21 protein-coding genes are annotated in these 17610 nt (G+C 63.1%); 9 read left to right on the forward strand and 12 right to left on the reverse strand.

Features of this window, described 5'->3' with window-relative positions:
• Positions 1–25 precede the first annotated feature (25 nt).
• The 3 genes from hutG to hutI form a co-directional block, all read right to left on the reverse strand.
• On the reverse strand, positions 26–844 hold the full coding sequence (gene hutG / locus NKH67_RS12410; RefSeq protein WP_352501465.1) for an N-formylglutamate deformylase: 819 nt from the start codon (positions 842–844) through the stop codon (positions 26–28).
• Positions 845–1253: 409 nt separating this feature from the next.
• Positions 1254–2789 carry a histidine ammonia-lyase gene (gene hutH / locus NKH67_RS12415; RefSeq protein WP_352501464.1) on the reverse strand — a complete coding sequence of 512 codons (1536 nt, stop codon included), beginning with the start codon at positions 2787–2789 and terminating at the stop codon, positions 1254–1256.
• Positions 2786–4021 (reverse strand): imidazolonepropionase, encoded by a 1236-nt coding sequence (hutI, locus tag NKH67_RS12420; protein WP_352501676.1) that lies wholly within the window; start codon positions 4019–4021, stop codon positions 2786–2788. The genes hutH and hutI overlap by 4 nt, the downstream gene beginning before the upstream one ends.
• Positions 4022–4119: 98 nt before the next feature.
• On the opposite strand from hutI, the gene NKH67_RS12425 reads away from it, so the two are divergent.
• Positions 4120–5472, forward strand: a complete 1353-nt coding sequence (locus NKH67_RS12425) for a formimidoylglutamate deiminase (protein ID WP_352501463.1) — start codon at positions 4120–4122, stop codon at positions 5470–5472.
• Positions 5469–6230, forward strand: a complete 762-nt coding sequence (hutC, locus tag NKH67_RS12430) for a histidine utilization transcriptional repressor HutC (RefSeq protein ID WP_352501462.1) — start codon at positions 5469–5471, stop codon at positions 6228–6230. Before NKH67_RS12425 ends, hutC begins: the two co-directional genes overlap by 4 nt.
• A gap of 406 nt (positions 6231–6636) precedes the next feature.
• On the opposite strand, the gene NKH67_RS12435 is transcribed toward hutC, so the two are convergent.
• On the reverse strand, positions 6637–6981 hold the full coding sequence (locus tag NKH67_RS12435; protein ID WP_023674415.1) for a RidA family protein: 345 nt from the start codon (positions 6979–6981) through the stop codon (positions 6637–6639).
• 211 nt (positions 6982–7192) lie between these two features.
• Between NKH67_RS12435 and aztA the strand changes: the two genes are divergently transcribed.
• The 4 genes from aztA to NKH67_RS12455 all read left to right on the forward strand — a co-directional run bounded on the left by aztA (position 7193) and on the right by NKH67_RS12455 (position 10306).
• Complete coding sequence (aztA, locus tag NKH67_RS12440) at positions 7193–8005, forward strand: zinc ABC transporter ATP-binding protein AztA (RefSeq protein ID WP_352501461.1); 813 nt, start codon at positions 7193–7195, stop codon at positions 8003–8005.
• Positions 8005–8880: a zinc ABC transporter permease AztB gene (aztB, locus tag NKH67_RS12445; RefSeq protein WP_352501675.1), complete on the forward strand. Its 876-nt coding sequence runs from the start codon at positions 8005–8007 to the stop codon at positions 8878–8880. The genes aztA and aztB overlap by 1 nt, the downstream gene beginning before the upstream one ends.
• Positions 8881–8902: 22 nt before the next feature.
• Positions 8903–9844, forward strand: coding sequence for a zinc ABC transporter substrate-binding protein AztC (gene aztC, locus NKH67_RS12450; RefSeq protein ID WP_352501460.1), 942 nt, complete (start codon positions 8903–8905; stop codon positions 9842–9844).
• 123 nt (positions 9845–9967) lie between these two features.
• Positions 9968–10306 carry a protein tyrosine phosphatase family protein gene (locus NKH67_RS12455; protein WP_352473646.1) on the forward strand — a complete coding sequence of 113 codons (339 nt, stop codon included), beginning with the start codon at positions 9968–9970 and terminating at the stop codon, positions 10304–10306.
• Positions 10307–10336: 30 nt separating this feature from the next.
• Here the strand turns inward: NKH67_RS12455 and NKH67_RS12460 are convergent, their stop codons facing one another.
• Together NKH67_RS12460 and NKH67_RS12465 are read right to left on the reverse strand one after the other, a co-directional pair.
• The gene (locus tag NKH67_RS12460; RefSeq protein WP_352501459.1) at positions 10337–10510 is read right to left on the reverse strand and encodes a hypothetical protein; all 174 of its coding nucleotides are present in this window, start codon (positions 10508–10510) and stop codon (positions 10337–10339) included.
• A gap of 256 nt (positions 10511–10766) precedes the next feature.
• On the reverse strand, positions 10767–11234 hold the full coding sequence (locus NKH67_RS12465; protein WP_352501458.1) for an Lrp/AsnC family transcriptional regulator: 468 nt from the start codon (positions 11232–11234) through the stop codon (positions 10767–10769).
• 141 nt (positions 11235–11375) lie between these two features.
• Between NKH67_RS12465 and hppD the strand changes: the two genes are divergently transcribed.
• From hppD to NKH67_RS12480, 3 genes are all read left to right on the forward strand, one after another.
• Positions 11376–12491 (forward strand): 4-hydroxyphenylpyruvate dioxygenase, encoded by a 1116-nt coding sequence (gene hppD, locus NKH67_RS12470; RefSeq protein ID WP_352542358.1) that lies wholly within the window; start codon positions 11376–11378, stop codon positions 12489–12491.
• 69 nt (positions 12492–12560) lie between these two features.
• The gene (locus NKH67_RS12475) at positions 12561–12785 is read left to right on the forward strand and encodes a type II toxin-antitoxin system Phd/YefM family antitoxin (protein ID WP_352473643.1); all 225 of its coding nucleotides are present in this window, start codon (positions 12561–12563) and stop codon (positions 12783–12785) included.
• Positions 12782–13159: a type II toxin-antitoxin system VapC family toxin gene (locus tag NKH67_RS12480; RefSeq protein ID WP_352501456.1), complete on the forward strand. Its 378-nt coding sequence runs from the start codon at positions 12782–12784 to the stop codon at positions 13157–13159. The genes NKH67_RS12475 and NKH67_RS12480 overlap by 4 nt, the downstream gene beginning before the upstream one ends.
• Here NKH67_RS12480 and NKH67_RS12485 read toward each other — a convergent pair whose 3' ends face one another.
• The 6 genes from NKH67_RS12485 to hmgA are packed head-to-tail and all read right to left on the reverse strand — an operon-like array spanning position 13160 to position 17586.
• Entirely contained in the window at positions 13160–13714 is a 555-nt protein-coding gene (locus tag NKH67_RS12485; RefSeq protein ID WP_352501455.1) for a DinB family protein, read from the reverse strand.
• A gap of 4 nt (positions 13715–13718) precedes the next feature.
• Positions 13719–14012 (reverse strand): hypothetical protein, encoded by a 294-nt coding sequence (locus NKH67_RS12490; protein ID WP_352501454.1) that lies wholly within the window; start codon positions 14010–14012, stop codon positions 13719–13721.
• A complete protein-coding gene (locus NKH67_RS12495; protein ID WP_352501453.1) occupies positions 14009–15031 on the reverse strand; it encodes a fumarylacetoacetate hydrolase family protein in 1023 nt (340 codons plus the stop codon). The genes NKH67_RS12490 and NKH67_RS12495 overlap by 4 nt, the downstream gene beginning before the upstream one ends.
• Positions 15032–15048: 17 nt before the next feature.
• Positions 15049–15402, reverse strand: coding sequence for a DUF7660 family protein (locus NKH67_RS12500; RefSeq protein WP_352501452.1), 354 nt, complete (start codon positions 15400–15402; stop codon positions 15049–15051).
• 2 nt (positions 15403–15404) lie between these two features.
• Entirely contained in the window at positions 15405–16262 is an 858-nt protein-coding gene (locus tag NKH67_RS12505) for an MBL fold metallo-hydrolase (protein WP_352501451.1), read from the reverse strand.
• Between the two features lie 10 nt (positions 16263–16272).
• A complete protein-coding gene (hmgA, locus tag NKH67_RS12510; RefSeq protein WP_352501450.1) occupies positions 16273–17586 on the reverse strand; it encodes a homogentisate 1,2-dioxygenase in 1314 nt (437 codons plus the stop codon).
• Between the last annotated feature and the right edge of the window lie 24 nt (positions 17587–17610).

Below are 17610 nucleotides of genomic sequence, written 5' to 3' on the forward strand. Positions count from 1 at the left end.
CCTTTCGAGTGAGGTGCACCGCGCGTCAGCGTTCGGCCCAGGCGATCGCGGTTTCCAGGATCTTCTTCAGCGTGACGCGGATCGGCGCCGCGAATTCGGCCTCGTAAGGCACCGGCCAGTTAGCCGGTTCGCCCTTGCCTTCGGGCTCGCGCATATAGCCGCGGTTGGAGAGTTCCATCTGCAGCGCGTGGACGCCGGCTTGCGGCTGGCCGAAATGGCGCGTGATCCAGCCGCCCTTGAAGCGGCCGTTGACGACGTAGCTCTTGCCGGTTTCGGCGAGGATCTGGCCAACTGTCGCTTGCAGCGTCGGATCGGCGCTCTTGCCGTCATTGGTGCCGAGATTGAAGACCGGCAATTTGCCTTCGAAAAGGCGCGGCAGCACCGAGCGGATCGAATGGCAGTCATAGACGACGATTTTTCCGTGCAAAGCGCGCAGCCTGTCGATCTCGGCCTGCAGAGCCGCATGATAGGGTACGAAGAACTTCTCGCGGCGTTCGTCGATCTCAGACGGCCCCGGCTCTTCACCCTTGCGGTAGAGCTGATCGCCGTCAAAGGTCTCTGTCGGGCAGAGCCCGGTCGTCGTCTGGCCGGGATAGAGCGAAACGCCGGACGGATCACGGTTGACGTCGATAACGGTGCGCGAAATCGCCGTATGCACGACCGTCGCGCCGAGGCTCTCGGCGAAGTCATAAAGCTTGTCGATCCACCAGTCGGCGTCACGGCGGCCGAGCCAGGGCGAGACCAGCCGGCTGTCGAGGCCGGCGAGATCGATGCCGGTATGCGGGATCGAAACCAGCAGGGGTGCTGTGCCTTGGGTGACGGTGAGCCAGGAGGGTGAGGTCATCGGAAGTCTCCGCGCGAAGGAACGCGACTTTGCAATCGTCCTTGAACACCGACTTCGGTTTTTATCGCTCGCAACGCATTTTGTTCTTGCTTTGTGCCGGCAGCTATGCTACTAAATTCGGTATGGTGCTGATTCGGCCCGACGACCCGCCTTTGAGGCGGGTTTTTTGTTTCTGGATTTGAAAGTCTCGGTGTTGCCGGGCTGAGGTTGGCGGGACAGCGCCCCCCTCTGTCCTGCCGGACATCTCCCCCTCTAGTGGGGAGATTGGCAGCTTCGGCGCCTCGCTCAGTCCTGCAACGCTGGAGATTGGCGAAAGCCGAGACGACAGCCAATCTCCCCCCTGGAGGGGGAGATGTCCGGCAGGACAGAGGGGGGCGCGACAGAACGCGGCCTGTGACGGTGAACCGTCTCACGACGTCACCCCCGGCAGCTTTACCGCGCTTGCCGCTTCGACCGCCGCGCCGCTGCGTATCATGGCGATGGCCTTCTCCATGTCGGGGTGGAAGTGCCGGTCGTTGTCGAGATGCGGCACCTCTGCCCTGACCAGCCGGCGCACCGCCTCCAGTGCCGCGCTCGAGGCCAGCGGTGCGTGGAAATCGCAGCCTTGCGCGGCGGCCAGCAATTCGATGCCGATTACGGCCGTCGCATTCTCGACCATGCCGATGAGGCGGCGCGCGCCATGCGCCGCCATCGAGACATGGTCTTCCTGGTTGGCCGAGGTCGGGATCGAATCGACGCTGGCCGGATAGGCCTTTTGCTTGTTTTCAGAAACCAGTGCTGCCGCCGTGACCTGAGGGATCATGAAACCGGAATTCAGACCCGGCTTGGGCGTGAGAAAGGCCGGCATGCCCGACAGCGCCGGATCGACCAGCATAGCGATGCGCCGCTCCGACAGCGAGCCGATCTCGCAGACGGCGAGTGCGATCATGTCGGCGGCGAAGGCGACCGGCTCGGCATGGAAATTGCCGCCCGAAAGTGCGGAGTCGTCCTCGGCAAAGATCAGCGGATTGTCGGTGACGCCGTTGGCCTCGGTGCCGAGCGTCTCGGCGGCCTTGCGGAGCACGTCGAGCGCTGCGCCCATCACCTGCGGCTGGCAGCGCAGGCAATACGGATCCTGCACACGCTCGTCGCCGACGCGGTGCGATTCACGGATGGCGCTGCCGGCCATCAAATTGCGCAACGCCTCGGCCGTCTCGATCTGGCCGCGATGTTTCCTGAGCAGATGGATGCGTGGATCGAACGGAGCGTCGGAGCCCTTGGCGGCATCGGTCGACAGCGCGCCGGCGACCAGTGCCGACTGGTAGAGCACTTCCGCCTCGAACAAAGCGGCAAGCGCATAGGCGGTCGAAAACTGGGTGCCGTTGAGCAGCGCCAGGCCTTCCTTGGCACCCAGTGTCACCGGCTCCAGGCCGTGCGAAACGAAGGCGACCTTGGCGGGAAAGCGGCCATGCGGGGTAAAGCACTCGCCGACGCCGATCATCACGGCGGTCATGTGCGACAGCGGCGCAAGGTCGCCGGAAGCGCCGACCGAGCCTTGCGCCGGCACCACGGGGATAACGTCGTTGGCCAGCATCGCCTCGAGCAGTTCGATCGTCCGCGGCCGCACGCCGGAGGCGCCCTGTGCCAGGCTGGCCAGCTTCAGCGCCATCATCAGCCGGCAGATTGCGACGGGCATCGGCTCGCCGACGCCGGCGGCATGGGACAGCACGATGTTTCGCTGCAACGTTTCCAGGTCGGCGGCGGGGATGCGGACGCTGGCCAGCTTGCCGAAGCCGGTATTGATGCCATAGACCGGCTCGCCCTTGGCAACGATCCTGGCGACGGCCTCGGCGCTGGCCTTGATCTTCGGCCGGCAGGCATCGTCGAGCCTCAGTGCGGCGCCGCGATAGATGGCGCGCCAATCGGCCAGCGTGGCATTGCCCGGCCTTAGCTTGAGTTCGGTCATTGTCCCCTCCAGATGCGGGCATGCAGCGGGTTGAAGCCCATGCGGTAGACGAGTTCGGCCGGGCGCTCGACGTTCCAGATCGCCAGATCGGCCGATTTTCCGGCCTCCAGCGTGCCGGTCTGTCCAAGCAGCCCGAGCGCGCGGGCAGCCTCGCGGGTAACGCCGGCAAGGCATTCATCGACGGTCAGGCCAAACAATGTCGCGGCCATGTTCATGGTCAGCAGCAGCGAGGTCAGCGGCGACGTGCCGGGATTGTTGTCGGTGGCAACGGCCATCCTGACGCCATGCTGGCGAAACAAGGCGATCGGCGGCTTCTTGGTCTCGCGGATGAAGTAGTAGGCGCCGGGCAGGATGGTCGCCACGGTTCCGGCCTTCGCCATCGCCGCCGCACCCGCCTCGTCGGTGTATTCGAGGTGGTCGGCCGATAGCGCACCATAGCGCGCCGCAAGTTCGGCGCCATGCAGATTGGACAGCTGGTCCGCATGGAGCTTGACCGGCAGGCCCGCCGCCTTCGCGGCATCGAACACGCGGGCGATCTGCTCCGGCCAAAAGGCAATGCCTTCGCAAAAACCGTCGACGGCATCGGCCAGGCCCTCGGCAGCGACGGCCGGCAAAATCTCGTTGGCGACAAGATCGATAAAGGCGTCCTTGTCGCCTTTTGCTTCGGGCGGCAGTGCATGAGCGCCGAGGAAAGTGGTCCTGACCGTCACCGGCCGCTCACCGCCCAGCCGTCGTGCGGCGCGCAGTGACTTCTGCTCGTTTTCGAGGTCGAGACCGTAGCCGGATTTGATCTCGACGGTGGTGACGCCTTCCGCGATCAGCGCATCGAGGCGCGGCAGCGACTGGGCGACCAGCTCGTCCTCGCCGGCGGCGCGCAGTGCCTTAACCGAGGAAACGATGCCGCCGCCGGCCTTGGCAACCTCCTCATAGCTGGCGCCGGCCAGCCGCATCTCGAATTCATTGGCCCGGTTGCCGGCATGGACTAGATGGGTATGGCAGTCGATCAGGCCGGGCGTGATCCAGCGGCCTTCGCAGTCGGTCGCCTCGGCGCCTTTGCTAAGTGCTGCCGGCATGTCGGCTTCCGGCCCGGCATAGACGATCCGGCCATTGCGCACGGCGATTGCACCGTGCTCGACAACGCCTGACCCGGGGCTGCTTTCGGCCATGGTCGCGAGGCGCGCATTGCGCCAGAGGCGAAGCTCTCCTGCCCGGCTTTTGCTCTCTGCAGCCATCATCTTTTCCGTTTCAATAGGTGACGATTATGTATATACATATGAAAAGGCACTGCAAGCGCTATCATCGCACGGCAGACCGGGATTTGGAGAAAAACGTGACGGCAATCTTTGCGGAACAGGCGCTTCTGCCCGACGGCTGGTACGGCAATGTGCGGATCGTCATCTCGGACGGCAGGATCGCCACGGTCGAGGCGAATACCTCGCTCCTGCCTGGCGACGAGCGCCGTGCCATCCTTTTGTCCGGGATGCCGAACCTGCATAGCCATGCCTTCCAGCGCGGCATGGCCGGCCTTGCTGAATTGCGCGGCCCTTCCGCCGATAGTTTCTGGAGCTGGCGCGAAGTGATGTACCGTTTCGCGCTGTCGATGACGCCGGACCAGGTCGAGGCGGTCGCGGCCCAGCTCTATGTCGAGATGCTGGAGGCCGGGTTCTCGCGCGTCGGCGAGTTTCACTATCTCCACCACGACCGTGACGGCCGGCCCTATGCTGACATCGCCGAGATGGCGCAGCGCATCGTTGCCGCAGCGTCCGAGACAGGCATCGGGCTGACTTTGCTGCCCGTCTTCTACGCGCATTCCTCTTTCGGCGGCGCTGCACCAAATGAAGGCCAGCGCCGGTTCATCAACAATGTGAACCAGTTCTCGCGGCTTGTTGAGAAATGCCGCGAATCCATTCTCGCGCTGAATCAAGGCGTCGTCGGCGTTGCCCCGCACAGCCTGCGTGCCGTGACACCGGAGGAACTGGAAAACATCACGGTGATGGTGCCGGAGGGGCCGATCCACATCCACATCGCCGAGCAGATGAAGGAGGTCGAGGACTGCCTTGCCTGGTCCGGCGCGCGGCCGGTCGAATGGCTGCTTGCCAACGCCAAGGTCGACCAGCGCTGGTGCCTCATCCACGCCACCCACATGACCGAGACCGAGACGACCGATTTGGCGAAAAGCGGCGCCGTTGCCGGCCTCTGTCCGATCACCGAGGCCAATCTCGGCGACGGCACCTTTGCCGCGTCCTTGTTCATGCAGCATGGCGGCCGCTTCGGCATCGGCTCGGATTCAAACGTACTGATCGGCCTGCCGGACGAGTTGCGGCAGCTCGAATATTCGCAGCGCCTCGCCCACCGCGCCCGCAACGTGCTGGCGGTGGCCGGCGGCTCGACCGGCCGTGCTTTGTTCGATGCCGCGCTCGATGGTGGCAGTGCCGCGCTGGGCGCCGGCCTCTCGCAGATCGCAGCAGGTGCCTCGGCCGATTTCGTCTCGCTCGACGGCAAGCATCCATCGCTGGCCGGCAAGACGGGCGATGCAATCCTTGATGCCTGGATTTTTGCCAACGGCACCAAGGTCGATTGCGTCTGGGTGCATGGCAAGAAACTGGTCAGCGGCGGCATGCATGCCAGGCGCGATGCCATCGCCGAGCGCTTCCGCAAGGTGATGACGGCGCTTTCGGCATGAGCATAATCGGGACAATAAGCGCGGATTCCGGAAGCGCGGACGGCGGCGAGGTTCTTTCGCTGCACCAGCGCATCCTGTCGGACATCAGCGAACGGATCCTGTCGGGTGCCTGGGCGCCCGGCCACCGCATCCCGTTCGAGCATGAACTGACGGCCGAATACAGATGTTCGCGCATGACAGTGAACAAGGCCCTGTCGCAACTGGCCAAGGCCGGGCTGATCGAGCGCCGGCGTCGCTCGGGCAGTTTTGTCCGCCAGCCGCAGTCGCAGGCAGCCGTTCTCGAAATCCACGACATCCGGATCGAGGTCGAGGCACTTGGCCTGCCCTACCGCTACGAGCGCATGGCGCGAAACAGAAGGCGCAGCAGCGCCGACGACCGCGCCCTGCTGGAACTCGACGTCGCCGGGCCCGTGCTGGTGCTGGAATGCCGGCATTTCGCCGGCAAGCGGCCGTTCGCCCACGAGCAGCGGCTGATCAACCTGGCCGCCGTGCCGGAGGCTGCCGAAGAGGCGTTTTTCGACACGGCGCCCGGTCCGTGGCTGATCGGGCGCGTGCCGTGGAGTGCCGCCGAGCATCGGATTCGCGCCGTTGCCGCCGAAAAGCACATCGCGGCGGCGCTCGACATCGAGACCGGTGCGCCGTGTCTGGTGATCGAGCGGCGGACATGGAGCGCCGAGCACCCCGTCACCCATGTCCGCTTCACCTATGCGGCAGAGAACCACACGCTGGTGGCGCGGTTCACGCCGTCAAGGGGGTAACCCTCCCCCTCAAGGCAGGGCAATCGCATTTGGATTCTTACGAAGATGGACCCCCACCCTAACCCTCCCCAGAAGGGGGAGGGAACGCTGCCGCCCGCCCTTACTTCCCCTTTTGGCGCCGAAAGGCAGGCAATTTGCCGAGGTCAGCGCCAACGAAAGTCTCCCTCCCCCTTGTGGGGAGGGGCTAGGGGTGGGGGTACGTCGTAGAGCGAAAGCCTCGGCTTTCCATCTGCGATAGCCCTGCCCCTCAAGGGGAGGGGTCGCGGAGCAAATTGCCGCATGGCGGCATTTGTGACGCGGGTTGGGGTCGGTGCAACCTCGCCGACCCCACCCAGTCTCGCAGTCTCCGCTTCGCTCCGACTACTCGCCGACCCTCCCCTTGAGGGGGAGGGTTAGGAGCCGCGCCTCAAATCGCCGCGGTAACAATAATCTCGACCAGATATTCCGGTCCGGCAAGCTTGGCTTCGCCGGTGGCGCGGGCCGGCGTGTTGCCTTGCGGTACCCATTTGTCCCACTCCGCGTTCATCTCGGCAAAGGTGCTCATGTCGGCCAGCCAGATGATCGCCTGCAGGATCTTGGTCTTGTCGGTGCCGGCCTTGGCCAGCAATTCGTCGATCGCCGCCAGAATGTCCCTGGTCTGGGCACCGACGTTTCCGCCCGGCTTGCCGACCTGACCGGCCAGATAGACGGTGTTGCCGTGGATGACGATCTGGCTCATGCGCGGGCCTACATCGATACGACGAATGCTCATTGGATATTCCTTCTCCTCTTGTCGCTGCGCCTGTTTAGGGGCCGGGTTCGCCGGGGGCAAGGCCGCTCGAGTGGAACTTCTTGAGCCAAGCCAAAGCACACAACAAGACGGCCCGGCCGCAATTCCGCCCGATTGGCTTGTTGACTAATGTAATAACATCACATATCGAATCCGCCCCTGCAGCACCGATCATCGCCCCATGGATCGTCACATGAGCCAAACCTGCCTGACCTTCCGCGACCTGACGCTGGGCTACAATAGCCATCCTGCGGTCCACCACCTCAATGGTACAATCCGCAAGGGATCGCTGACGGCGGTCGTCGGCGCCAACGGCTCCGGCAAGTCGACGCTGATGAAGGGCATTGTCGGCGTCCTGAAGCCGATGGCCGGCACGGTGATCCGGGCGCCCGGCGTACGCGCCGCCTATCTGCCGCAGCAATCGGAGCTCGACCGCTCCTTTCCGGCCCGGGTCGTCGACCTGGTTTCGCTTGGCCTGTGGCCGCGGCGCGGCATGCTCGGCCGTTATACGAGGGAAGACCGCGACTCGGTCAGCAAGGCGCTGATGGCCGTCGGCCTCGGCGGCTTCGAGAAGCGCCCGATCGACACACTGTCGGGCGGCCAGCTGCAGCGCACGCTGTTTGCCCGCGTGCTGTTGCAGGATGCCGAGCTCATCCTGCTCGACGAGCCGTTCAACGCCGTCGATGCCAAGACGGTCGGCGACCTGATCGCGCTGATCAAGCGCTGGCACGGCGAGGAACGCACGATCATGGTTGTGGTCCACGATCTCGATCTGGTGCGGCAGAATTTCCCCGAAACACTGCTCCTGGCGCGCCAGCCGATCGCCTGGGGCGAGACCAAAGAGACGCTGCGGCCTGAGAATCTGTTGCGCGCGCGCCGCTTCCACGAAGCCTGGGAGGACAACGCGCCATGGTGTGAGCCCGGCGAGCATGATCACGAACACAGTGGCCACGAGCACGGCCATGACCACGACCATTATCACGGCTCCGGGCCGAGGGCGGCATGATGGAGGTGCTTTACGGTCTGTTCGTCGCTCCTTTCGCCGACTACGCCTTCATGCAGCGGGCGCTTGCCGGTTCGATGATGCTGTCGCTCGGCGCCTGCCCGGTCGGCGTGTTCCTGATGCTGCGGCGCATGAGCCTGTCCGGCGATGCCATGGCGCATGCCATCCTGCCGGGTGCCGCCGCCGGCTTCCTGTTCTATGGCCTGGAGATCCTGCCGATGACCATCGGCGGACTGATCGCCGGCATCATCGTGGCGCTCGGCGCCGGCGCCGTCTCGCGCTTCACCATCCAGCGCGAGGACGCCTCGATGGCGGCCTTCTATCTGATTTCGCTGGCCATCGGCGTGCTCATAGTGTCGATCCGCGGCTCCAGCGTCGATCTCATGCATGTGCTCTTCGGCACCGTGCTGGCGCTCAACAACGAGGCGCTGACGCTGATCGGCGGCATCGTTGTGGTGACGCTGGTCAGCCTCGCCATCTTCTGGCGGGCGCTGGTCGCCGAATGCCTCGACCCTTTGTTCCTGCGCTCGGTCAGCCGGATGGGCAGCCCGGTGCATTTCATCTTTCTCGGCCTCGTCGTGCTCAACCTCGTCGGCGGCTTCCAGGCGCTCGGCACCTTGCTGTCGGTCGGGCTGATGATGCTGCCGGCAGCGGCGGCCCGCTTCTGGACCTCGCGCGTCGAGCCGATGTGCGTGCTGGCCACAGTAATCGGCTTTGCCTCCTGTATTGCCGGGCTGCTGTTGTCCTACCATGCGTCATTGCCGTCCGGCCCGGCCATCATCCTGTCCGCCGGCGTCGTCTATTTCGCCTCGATCCTGTTCGGCACGCGCGGCATCCTGCGCGCCCGCATCGTCCATCACCGCCACAGAACTGCCTGATCCCAACAAGGAGAAACTGTCCATGCTGAAATCGATCCGCGCCGCTTTGGCCGTGAGCGTTATAACATTAACCGCCTTTGGCGCATCTTCGGCCTTTGCAGAGCCGTTGAAAGTGGTTGCCAGCTTCACGATCATCGCCGATTTCGCCAAGAATGTCGGCGGCGACCGCATCGATCTGACCACCATCGTCGGGCCGGACGGCGACGCCCACGTCTACGAGCCGAGCCCCGCCGATGCTGTGGCGATGGCCAAGGCCGACATCGTGCTGGTCAACGGCCTGCATTTCGAAGGTTTTCTGCAGCGCCTGGTCGACGCCAGCGCCACCAAGGCTTCGATTGCCGTGCTGACCAAGGGGGTCACGCCGATCAATTTCAAACCCGAATTCGCCGAGGCCGATGCCGCCGAAGGCGCAGAAACCGATGGCGGCAAGACGGTCACCGATCCGCATGCCTTCCAGTCGATCGCCAATGCCAAGATCTATGTGAAGAACATCGCCGACGCCTTTTGCACGGCCGACGCTGCGGGTTGCGACAGCTACAAGGCCAATGCAGCCGCCTATACGCAAAAGCTCGAGGCGCTTGAGGGCGAAGTGCAGGCGGCGATCCAGTCGATCCCGCAGGAGAAGCGCGTCGTCATCACCTCGCATGACGCCTTCGGCTATTTCGAGCAGGCCTACGGCTTGACGTTCCTGGCCCCGGAAGGCGTGTCGACCGAGTCGGAGCCCTCCGCCGCCGACGTCGCCAAGCTGGTCAGCCAGGTGAAGCAGGACAAGGCGGCGGCGATCTTCGTCGAGAACATCACCAACCCGCGGCTGATCGAGCAGATCGCCAGCGAGACCGGCATCAAGGTGGGCGGCACGCTCTATTCCGATGCGCTGTCGCAGCCCGACGGCCCGGCCGCGACCTATATCGACCTGATGCACAATAACATCGCCCAGATCAAAGGCGCGATCCTCGGCAGCTGAGCTGTCTAGTCACTCCATCCGGTCGGGCTGAAATTGCCCGGCCGGATTTCTATCTAACGGCGGTTGCCGACCGGGTCCGGGAGTGGCAAGACTGCCGCTAGCCAGATTGTGAGGACCCCAGCCATGGAATACCGTCAGATCAGCGAGGACTATTCGGTCTCCGGCCAGATCCAGCCCGAAGATGTCGCGACCATCAAGGCCGCCGGCTTCAAGAGCGTGATCTGCAACCGGCCGGACGACGAGCAGCCCGGCCAGCCATCGGCCGACACCGTCAAAGCGGCGGTCGAGGGCGCCGGGCTCGCCTTCCGCTACATCCCTGTCATCAGCGGCCAGATCACGGCCGAGAATGTCGAAGACCAGGCCGAGGCGCTTGACGAACTCGAAAGCCCGGTCTTCGCCTATTGCCGCTCCGGCGCCCGCTGCACCAATCTCTATGGGCTGATCAAGCAGTCGAAGGGGTGAGAGGCCCACTCGCCGGGATGAGCGTGTGTGCTACGGGCGCTGCTCGCCGACCAGACTGAGCACACCGAAGAAAACCACGCTGAGAGCGACGAATAGCGCGAGAAAGCCAAGCGGAAACGTGCTGATCACCAGCAGGACGAAGCCCGCGAGGCCGATTGGGTAGCCGGTGAGACACCACCAGCGCGACTTCGAATAGGTGAACATGCTCCAGTCATAAGCTTTGAGATCCCATACGCGAGCTCTAGGCCTCCAGGACCAATTGGTATTTAGGAGAAGTGAATCCCAATTCTTGGGATGATTTGCGAGGTGGATCAGGCCGCCGATCGTGCACGGCACCAGTCCAACAAAAAAGAGAGCAATCCCGGCAAGCTGAAAGTTAGACATGGACGACCACAACTTGGTTGTTCAGCTTTGTCATAGACCTTTCGAATGCAGACATCAAATTGACAGCGAACGCCGCTCAAATCGGCAGCGCGCCGGTTTCCTTCAGCGTCTCCAGCACGATCGCCGTCTTCACATGCTGCACCGATTCGTGCGGCAGCAGCACGCCGTTGACGAACTCCGACAATGATTTGAGATCGGGCGTCACCACTTTCAATATATAATCCATCTCGCCGGTCAGCGCGTGCGCTTCCTGCACTTGCGGCAGCCGCGCCACCAATTCGCCGAAGCGCCGCGCATTGTCGCGGTTGTGGGTGGCGAGCGTCACCGAGATGACATTGACCAGGGAAAAACCGAGCTTGTCGCGGTCGAGCACCGCCCGGTAGCCCTTGATATAGCCGTCCTCCTCCAGCCGCTGGCGACGACGCGAGCATTGCGACGCCGACAGGTTCACCCGTTCCGACAGATCGTTGTTGGTCAGCCGTGCATCGCCCTGCAGCAGAGCCATTACCTTGCGGTCAAACCGGTCGATGCGCGCGTCATCCATGGATTTTTCCAAACATATGCACAATTCACGCATTATCTGATCATTTCAAGCGTTTGAATGCAAGCACCATGCACCGCGTCCGCGTTATCATTGTGTTGAGATGGCTTTTCCCGGCCAACAACAGCTTTGGAGGACACTGCCATGGGTCCCTTCCCGCACGACGCACCGCCCGCCACGATCAGCAAAACCAATCCCGCCGGTACCGACGGCTTCGAGTTCGTCGAATTCGCGCATGCCAAGCCGGAAAAGCTCGCCGAGTTGTTCACCCGCATGGGCTATGTGCCGGTGGCCAAGCACCGCAGCAAGGACATCACCGTCTGGCGGCAGGGCGACATCAACTATGTCGTCAATGCCGAACCCGGCTCGCATGCCATGAAATTCGTCGACAAGCACGGCCCTTGCGCCGCCTCGATGGCGTGGCGGGTGGTCGATGCAAGGCATGCCTTCGATCACGCGGTGGCCAAGGGCGCGACGCCCTATGAAGGCAACGACAAGACGCTCGATGTGCCGGCGATCGTCGGTATCGGCGGGTCTCTGCTCTATTTCATCGAAACCTACGGCGAGAAGGGCTCGGCCTATGATGCCGAGTTCGACTGGCTGGGCGAGCGTGACCCGAAGCCGGAAGGCGTCGGCTTCTATTACCTCGACCACCTCACCCACAATGTCTATCGCGGCCAGATGGACAAATGGTGGGATTTCTATCGCGACCTGTTCGGCTTCAAACAGATCCATTTCTTCGACATCGACGGCAAGATCACCGGCCTGGTCAGCCGCGCCATCACCTCGCCCTGCGGCAAGATCCGCATTCCGCTCAACGAGTCCAAGGACGAGACCAGCCAGATCGCCGAATATCTGAAGAAGTATAATGGCGAGGGCATCCAGCACATCGCCGTCGGCACCGACGACATCTACGGCGGCACCGACAGGCTCGCCGCCAACGGCCTGAAGTTCATGCCGGGCCCGCCGGAGACCTATTACGACATGTCTTATGCCCGCGTGAACGGCCATGAAGAGCCGATCGAGCGCATGAAGAAGCACGGTATCCTGATCGACGGCGAAGGCGTCGTCGACGGCGGCACGACCAAGATCCTGCTGCAGATCTTTTCCAGGACAGTGATCGGCCCGATCTTCTTCGAGTTCATCCAGAGGAAGGGCGACGAAGGCTTTGGCGAGGGCAATTTCCGCGCCTTGTTCGAATCGATCGAGCAGGACCAGATCAAGCGCGGCGTGCTGAAGGTGGACGGCAAGGCAGCGTAGCCAACTCGGCCGAGGTGCCTTGTGGTTTGATCAATTATGACCTAAATTCTGGTCATAAGAGGTCTGACCATGAATGTTTCAATTGCCGAAGCCAAGGCCAAATTGTCGGAACTCGTCAGCCGCGCGGAAGCCGGCGAGGAGATCGTGCTCACACGCCACGGCAAGGCGGCGGCGCGTATCGTACCTCCGGCAGTGGCCGAACCCCTGCCGCGTATAGGCGCGTTGAAGGGCAAGATCTGGATTGCGGACGATTTTGATGAACTCGGTCCCGAGTGGGATGAGTACGTGAAATGACGGTCGGCCCGTTTCTCGCCGACACACACATCATCCTCTGGTCGATTTCGGACGATCGACGTCTTAGCGAGCACCACCGCGTCATTCTGGCTTCGGACGCGGTGGTGTTCGCGAGCGCGGCAAGCGTCTGGGAAATTGCCATCAAACGTTCGATCAGAAAACTTAATGCGCCGGACGATCTGCCAGCGCTGCTTCCAAGGATGCAATTTCAGCCGCTCGCCGTAACCTTCCAGCACGCGAACGCCGTCGGCGGCCTACCCCACCATCATGGTGATCCGTTCGACAGACTTCTGATTGCGCAGGCGCAAGTGGAGAACCTCACCATCCTGACATCCGACCCGCATTTCGCTCGTTACGATGTGGCTTTGGCATGATTATCCAAGCAGTTGGTCTCGCAAGCCCAGCCGCTCAACCTCCGCTTTCCTGAGTTTCAGATCATAGCCGAGCAAGAACTCGTCGAGTTGCGGCGGTTTCACCGAGGTGCCGGATAGCATCGCGTGCACCTGGCCGCGATGATGGATGTCGTGGATGAAGAGATGGGCGAGCAGGTCGCCGATCCGTTCCGGTACCATGCCGTCCTCGCGCCGATCGGTGACGACGCGGCGCTCGAGATCGTCCGCCGACAGGCGGTCGCAAAAGGCGATCAGCCGCCGGTCGGCCTCTGCCTGTGCAACAAAAAGCGCCTTGGCATCATTGAACGGCACAAAATCGTCATGGGCGGCGGCGCCGACGCCGCCCTCTTCGAGAAAATCGAGATAGAGGTGATCGACCGCCAGGATGTGATTGAGCGTTGCCTTGATCGACGGAAAGAAGCTCGTCCGTTCGGCTTCGAATTCGCCGGGCTCAAACTGCAGCACGGCGCGGTAGAGCCGGTCGTTGGACCACAGATTGTTGGCTGCCATGCGCCGGAAATGGTACAGCAGGTCCATGACTTCACGGCGCGACCCGGAATAGCGACACACCCGCCCATAGAAGCGCAAACCCAGCCAAAACAATCAGCAGCAGCCCGATCATGCGCCGCCGCATGGCTTGCGTTTCCTGGTCCAGCGCGACATTCGTGTTGGTGACGGTGTGAAACATCATCGCCTTGCGCGGAAAGCCGCTGCGGTTGGTCAGGCCGGGCGAGCGCGCCTCGATCCGATAGCTCAGCCGGATCGCCTGGATGAAGATCGCCAGCATGACAATGGCCCAGACACCGCACAGCAGATAGAATGTCTCGCCCGTCATTCTCTTGCCCCCCCGTACTTCTCGACCCTCTGCTCGATGGCGCCGAAGATCGAATGCCCACCCCGGTCCTTCATCTCGATGCGCACGCTATCACCAAAGCGCAGGAACGGCGTTTTCGGTCCGCCGGTTTCGATGGTCTCGATCATACGCAGCTCGGCGACGCAGGAATAGCCGGCGCCGCCCGCCGAGACAGGCTTGCCCGGCCCGCCGTCGAGCTTGTTGGAGACGGTGCCCGAACCGATAATGGTGCCGGCGGCCAGCGGCCGCGTTTTTGCGGCGTGAACAATCAGCGCCGGAAAGTCGAAGGTCATGTCGATGCCGGCGTTCGCCCGGCCGAACGGCTTGCCGTTGAGATCGACCAGCAGCGGCAGGCTGACCTTGCCGCCGTCCCAGGCATCGCCCAGCTCGTCCGGCGTCACCGCAACCGGCGAAAAGGCCGATGACGGTTTCGACTGGAAGAAACCGAACCCCTTGGCGAGTTCAGGTGCGGTGAGGCCGCGCAGCGTCACGTCGTTGACCAGCAAGACCAGCCGGATCGCCGCCCTCGCCTCGTCGAGGCTTGCGCCCATCGGCACATCGTCGATTATGACCGCGACCTCTCCTTCCATATCGATGCCCAAGGCCTCGTCGGCCATCCGGATCGGGTCGCGCGGTGCGAGAAAGGAGTCTGAGCCGCCCTGGTAGATCAGCGGGTCGGTCCAGAAGCTTGGCGGCATCTCGACGCCGCGCGCCTTTCGCACCAGTTCGACGTGGTTCACATAGGCCGAGCCGTCGGCCCATTGGTAGGCGCGCGGCAGCGGCGAATGGGCGTCGTGCTCGTGAAAGCGGGCGGACGGTACCGCATTGTTTTCCAACGATTCCGCCATGGCAGCGAGATGCGGGGCGATGCGATGCCAGTCGTCGAGCGCGGCCTGCAGCGTGCGCACCAGGAACGAAGCATCGGTAAACCGCGTCAGGTCGCGCGAGACGACGACGAGCTTTCCGTCGCGCGTCCCGTCCTTCAATGTGGCAAGCTTCATGCTTCCTCCCAAGGCGTTTATTCGTAATATTTGCCGGCATAGATAATTCTGGCCGCGGCTTTCCAAGGATTTTCATCCGCTAGAAACGCCGGGTCGCCGCGCCGACCGTCTTTGCTCCAGGTGACGGCCCAAGCGACAGCCGACTCAAGAAAAGTGGCTAACGAATTGTTTTCCCAGCCATTCCAGCTGATGTCAGGTCCTGCCGACCGCAACGCCTCCTTACGGTCGGCGTCCTCACGGTCGTTTCGCAGCGCATCGAGGAACCGGACGAAAGACGGCAGGTCTTCCACCCTGTCGAGAAACAAGGAGAGCTGCGCCCAGGATGTCTCCTCGGATTTTCGCACCTCTTCCGAAAGCTTGTCGTTGGCCATCTTCACTCCCCAAGCCCCACAACAAGGCCGTCGCGGGCGATCGTCAAGTCGCCGGCCCATGTTTTCCTGACGGCGGCAATCCAGTCGGCCTCGCCGATCTCGGGATCGTCGGCCGGAATGAGGTGGTTGACGACTAGCCTTTTGACTTTGGCATCACTAGCAATGCGGCCCGCCTCTTCGGCAAAGCTATGGCTGGCAAGCAGGTGTTCCCTCAGCCTTGCGCCGTTGCCGGTCTTCGCGACCAGCCGCTCGACGCCTTCTTCCAGCATGGCCTCGTGGACCAGAATGTCGGCGCCCTCGGCGAAATCCGCCAATGGCGGAAAGAACGCCGTATCCGACGAAAAGACGATGCCTTGCCCCGCATGATCGAAGCGCAGCGCAAAGCAGTCCGTCACCGGCGGGTGGTCGACACGCAGCGCCGATATTTTGAGACCGCGCTCTTCGGCCACCTGGCCTTCACCAAATTCGACGATCGAGACCAGGTCGCGGAGATCCGGCCTGCCTTCATCGGCGATGCGGATCTCGATGTCGAACTCCATCGCCTGGCAAAAGCGCTGCCAATAATGGCCGATGCCGGGCGGGCCGAACAAAGTGACGGGCGCCGCCAGGCCGGCGGTCCAGGCGGTGTGGATGAGAGGTCCGAGTTCCAGAACATGGTCGGAGTGCAAATGCGTGATGAAGATCAGGTCGAGCGCCTTCAGGCTGATGCCGGCATCGGTCAGCCCGCGCGTTACGCCCAGCCCGCAATCGACGACGATGGTGCGGCCGCCAATCTCCAGCAGCGACGAACTCGGCCACGGGCCGCCGGGTCGCAGCGCCGGGCCACCCTTCGAACCCAGAAGCACCAGACGATCCGTCACGCGACGGCGCTCAAGACCAGTCGCCCTCTGGCGTGCCGTTGAAGCGCTTCTTCAGGCCGGCCCAGCAGTCGATGTAATTGTCCTGCCGGGTTTCGAGCTCGGCGCCATAGCGGGTCACCATCTGCGGAAAGCGCGTCTCGAACATGAAGGCCATGGTGTTGTCGAGCTTGACCGGTTTCAGCTCCGCGCGCGAGGCTTTTTCGAAACCAGAGGCATCGGGTCCGTGAGCCAGCATCATGTTGTGCAGGCTGATGCCGCCCGGCACGAAGCCCTCTTCCTTGGCATCGTACTGACCATGAATCAGGCCCATGAACTCGCTCATGATGTTGCGGTGATACCAGGGCGGGCGGAAAGTGTTTTCCGCCACAAGCCAGCGCGGCGGGAAGATGACGAAATCGATATTGGCGGTGCCTTCCTCGCCGCTCGGCGCGGTCAGCACGGTGAAGATCGACGGATCGGGGTGGTCGAACAGGATCGCACCGACCGGCGAAAAGGTCGCAAGATCATATTTGTAGGGCGAATAATTGCCGTGCCACGCCACCACATCCAGCGGCGAATGGTCGATTTCGGTGACATGGAACTGGCCACACCATTTCGCGATCAGCCGACAGGGCGTGTCCTTGTCCTCGAACCAGGCGCAGGGCGTCTTGAAATCGCGCGGATTGGCCAGGCAATTGGCGCCGATCGGGCCGCGATCCGGCAGCGTCAGCTTGGCGCCGTAATTTTCGCAGACATAGCCGCGCACTTGCGGATCGACCAGTTCGACCTTGAACACCAGGCCGCGCGGCAGCACGGCAATCTCGCCCGGCCTGAGTTCGATAACACCCATCTCGGTGACGAAGCGCAAGGCTCCAACCTGGGGCACGACCAGCAACTCGCCGTCGGCGTTGAAGAAATGATCGTCGACCATCGAGCGATTGGCGACATAGACGTGTGCCGCCATGCCGGTCTGGCCGAGCACGTCGCCGGCGGTGGTGATCGAGCGCATGCCGGCGATGAAATCGGTCGGTTCCTTCGGCATCGGCACGGGGCTCCAGCGATACTGGCCGAGTGCGAGCTGATGGTCGCCGACGTTCGGCGCGCTTTTCCAAAGCGGATAATTCGCCGCTTTGAAGCGACCGGTGTGCCTGACGCTCGGCCTTATCCGATAAAGCCAGGAGCGCTCATTGGTGCCGCGCGGCGCGGTGAAAGGAGAGCCCGAAAGCTGCTCGGCATAGAGGCCGTAGGCCGGCCGCTGCGGCGAGTTTCGCCCTTGCGGCAGCGAGCCCGGCAGAGTCTCGGTCTCGAAGTCGTTGCCGAAACCCGGCATGTAGGAATAGGCCATGGAATCCTCCCGAATTCATGGTCT

The organism is Mesorhizobium sp. M0968 (genome assembly GCF_040319065.1).
Taxonomy (GTDB): Bacteria; Pseudomonadota; Alphaproteobacteria; order Rhizobiales; family Rhizobiaceae; genus Mesorhizobium.

Excerpts from the sequence above, each read along its gene's own strand:
- NKH67_RS12460 (WP_352501459.1), bottom strand. The coding sequence starts at position 10,510 with ATGTTCACCTATTCGAAGTCGCGCTGGTGGTGTCTCACCGGCTACCCA.
- NKH67_RS12465 (WP_352501458.1), bottom strand. The coding sequence starts at position 11,234 with ATGGATGACGCGCGCATCGACCGGTTTGACCGCAAGGTAATGGCTCTG.
- aztA (WP_352501461.1), top strand. The coding sequence starts at position 7,193 with ATGAGCCAAACCTGCCTGACCTTCCGCGACCTGACGCTGGGCTACAAT.
- NKH67_RS12495 (WP_352501453.1), bottom strand. The coding sequence starts at position 15,031 with ATGAAGCTTGCCACATTGAAGGACGGGACGCGCGACGGAAAGCTCGTC.
- hppD (WP_352542358.1), top strand. The coding sequence starts at position 11,376 with ATGGGTCCCTTCCCGCACGACGCACCGCCCGCCACGATCAGCAAAACC.
- hutC (WP_352501462.1), top strand. The coding sequence starts at position 5,469 with ATGAGCATAATCGGGACAATAAGCGCGGATTCCGGAAGCGCGGACGGC.
- hutI (WP_352501676.1), bottom strand. The coding sequence starts at position 4,021 with ATGGCTGCAGAGAGCAAAAGCCGGGCAGGAGAGCTTCGCCTCTGGCGC.
- NKH67_RS12485 (WP_352501455.1), bottom strand. The coding sequence starts at position 13,714 with ATGGACCTGCTGTACCATTTCCGGCGCATGGCAGCCAACAATCTGTGG.
- NKH67_RS12435 (WP_023674415.1), bottom strand. The coding sequence starts at position 6,981 with ATGAGCATTCGTCGTATCGATGTAGGCCCGCGCATGAGCCAGATCGTC.
- hmgA (WP_352501450.1), bottom strand. The coding sequence starts at position 17,586 with ATGGCCTATTCCTACATGCCGGGTTTCGGCAACGACTTCGAGACCGAG.
- NKH67_RS12480 (WP_352501456.1), top strand. The coding sequence starts at position 12,782 with ATGACGGTCGGCCCGTTTCTCGCCGACACACACATCATCCTCTGGTCG.
- NKH67_RS12455 (WP_352473646.1), top strand. The coding sequence starts at position 9,968 with ATGGAATACCGTCAGATCAGCGAGGACTATTCGGTCTCCGGCCAGATC.
- aztC (WP_352501460.1), top strand. The coding sequence starts at position 8,903 with ATGCTGAAATCGATCCGCGCCGCTTTGGCCGTGAGCGTTATAACATTA.
- NKH67_RS12490 (WP_352501454.1), bottom strand. The coding sequence starts at position 14,012 with ATGACGGGCGAGACATTCTATCTGCTGTGCGGTGTCTGGGCCATTGTC.
- hutG (WP_352501465.1), bottom strand. The coding sequence starts at position 844 with ATGACCTCACCCTCCTGGCTCACCGTCACCCAAGGCACAGCACCCCTG.
- NKH67_RS12475 (WP_352473643.1), top strand. The coding sequence starts at position 12,561 with ATGAATGTTTCAATTGCCGAAGCCAAGGCCAAATTGTCGGAACTCGTC.
- NKH67_RS12500 (WP_352501452.1), bottom strand. The coding sequence starts at position 15,402 with ATGGCCAACGACAAGCTTTCGGAAGAGGTGCGAAAATCCGAGGAGACA.
- aztB (WP_352501675.1), top strand. The coding sequence starts at position 8,005 with ATGGAGGTGCTTTACGGTCTGTTCGTCGCTCCTTTCGCCGACTACGCC.
- hutH (WP_352501464.1), bottom strand. The coding sequence starts at position 2,789 with ATGACCGAACTCAAGCTAAGGCCGGGCAATGCCACGCTGGCCGATTGG.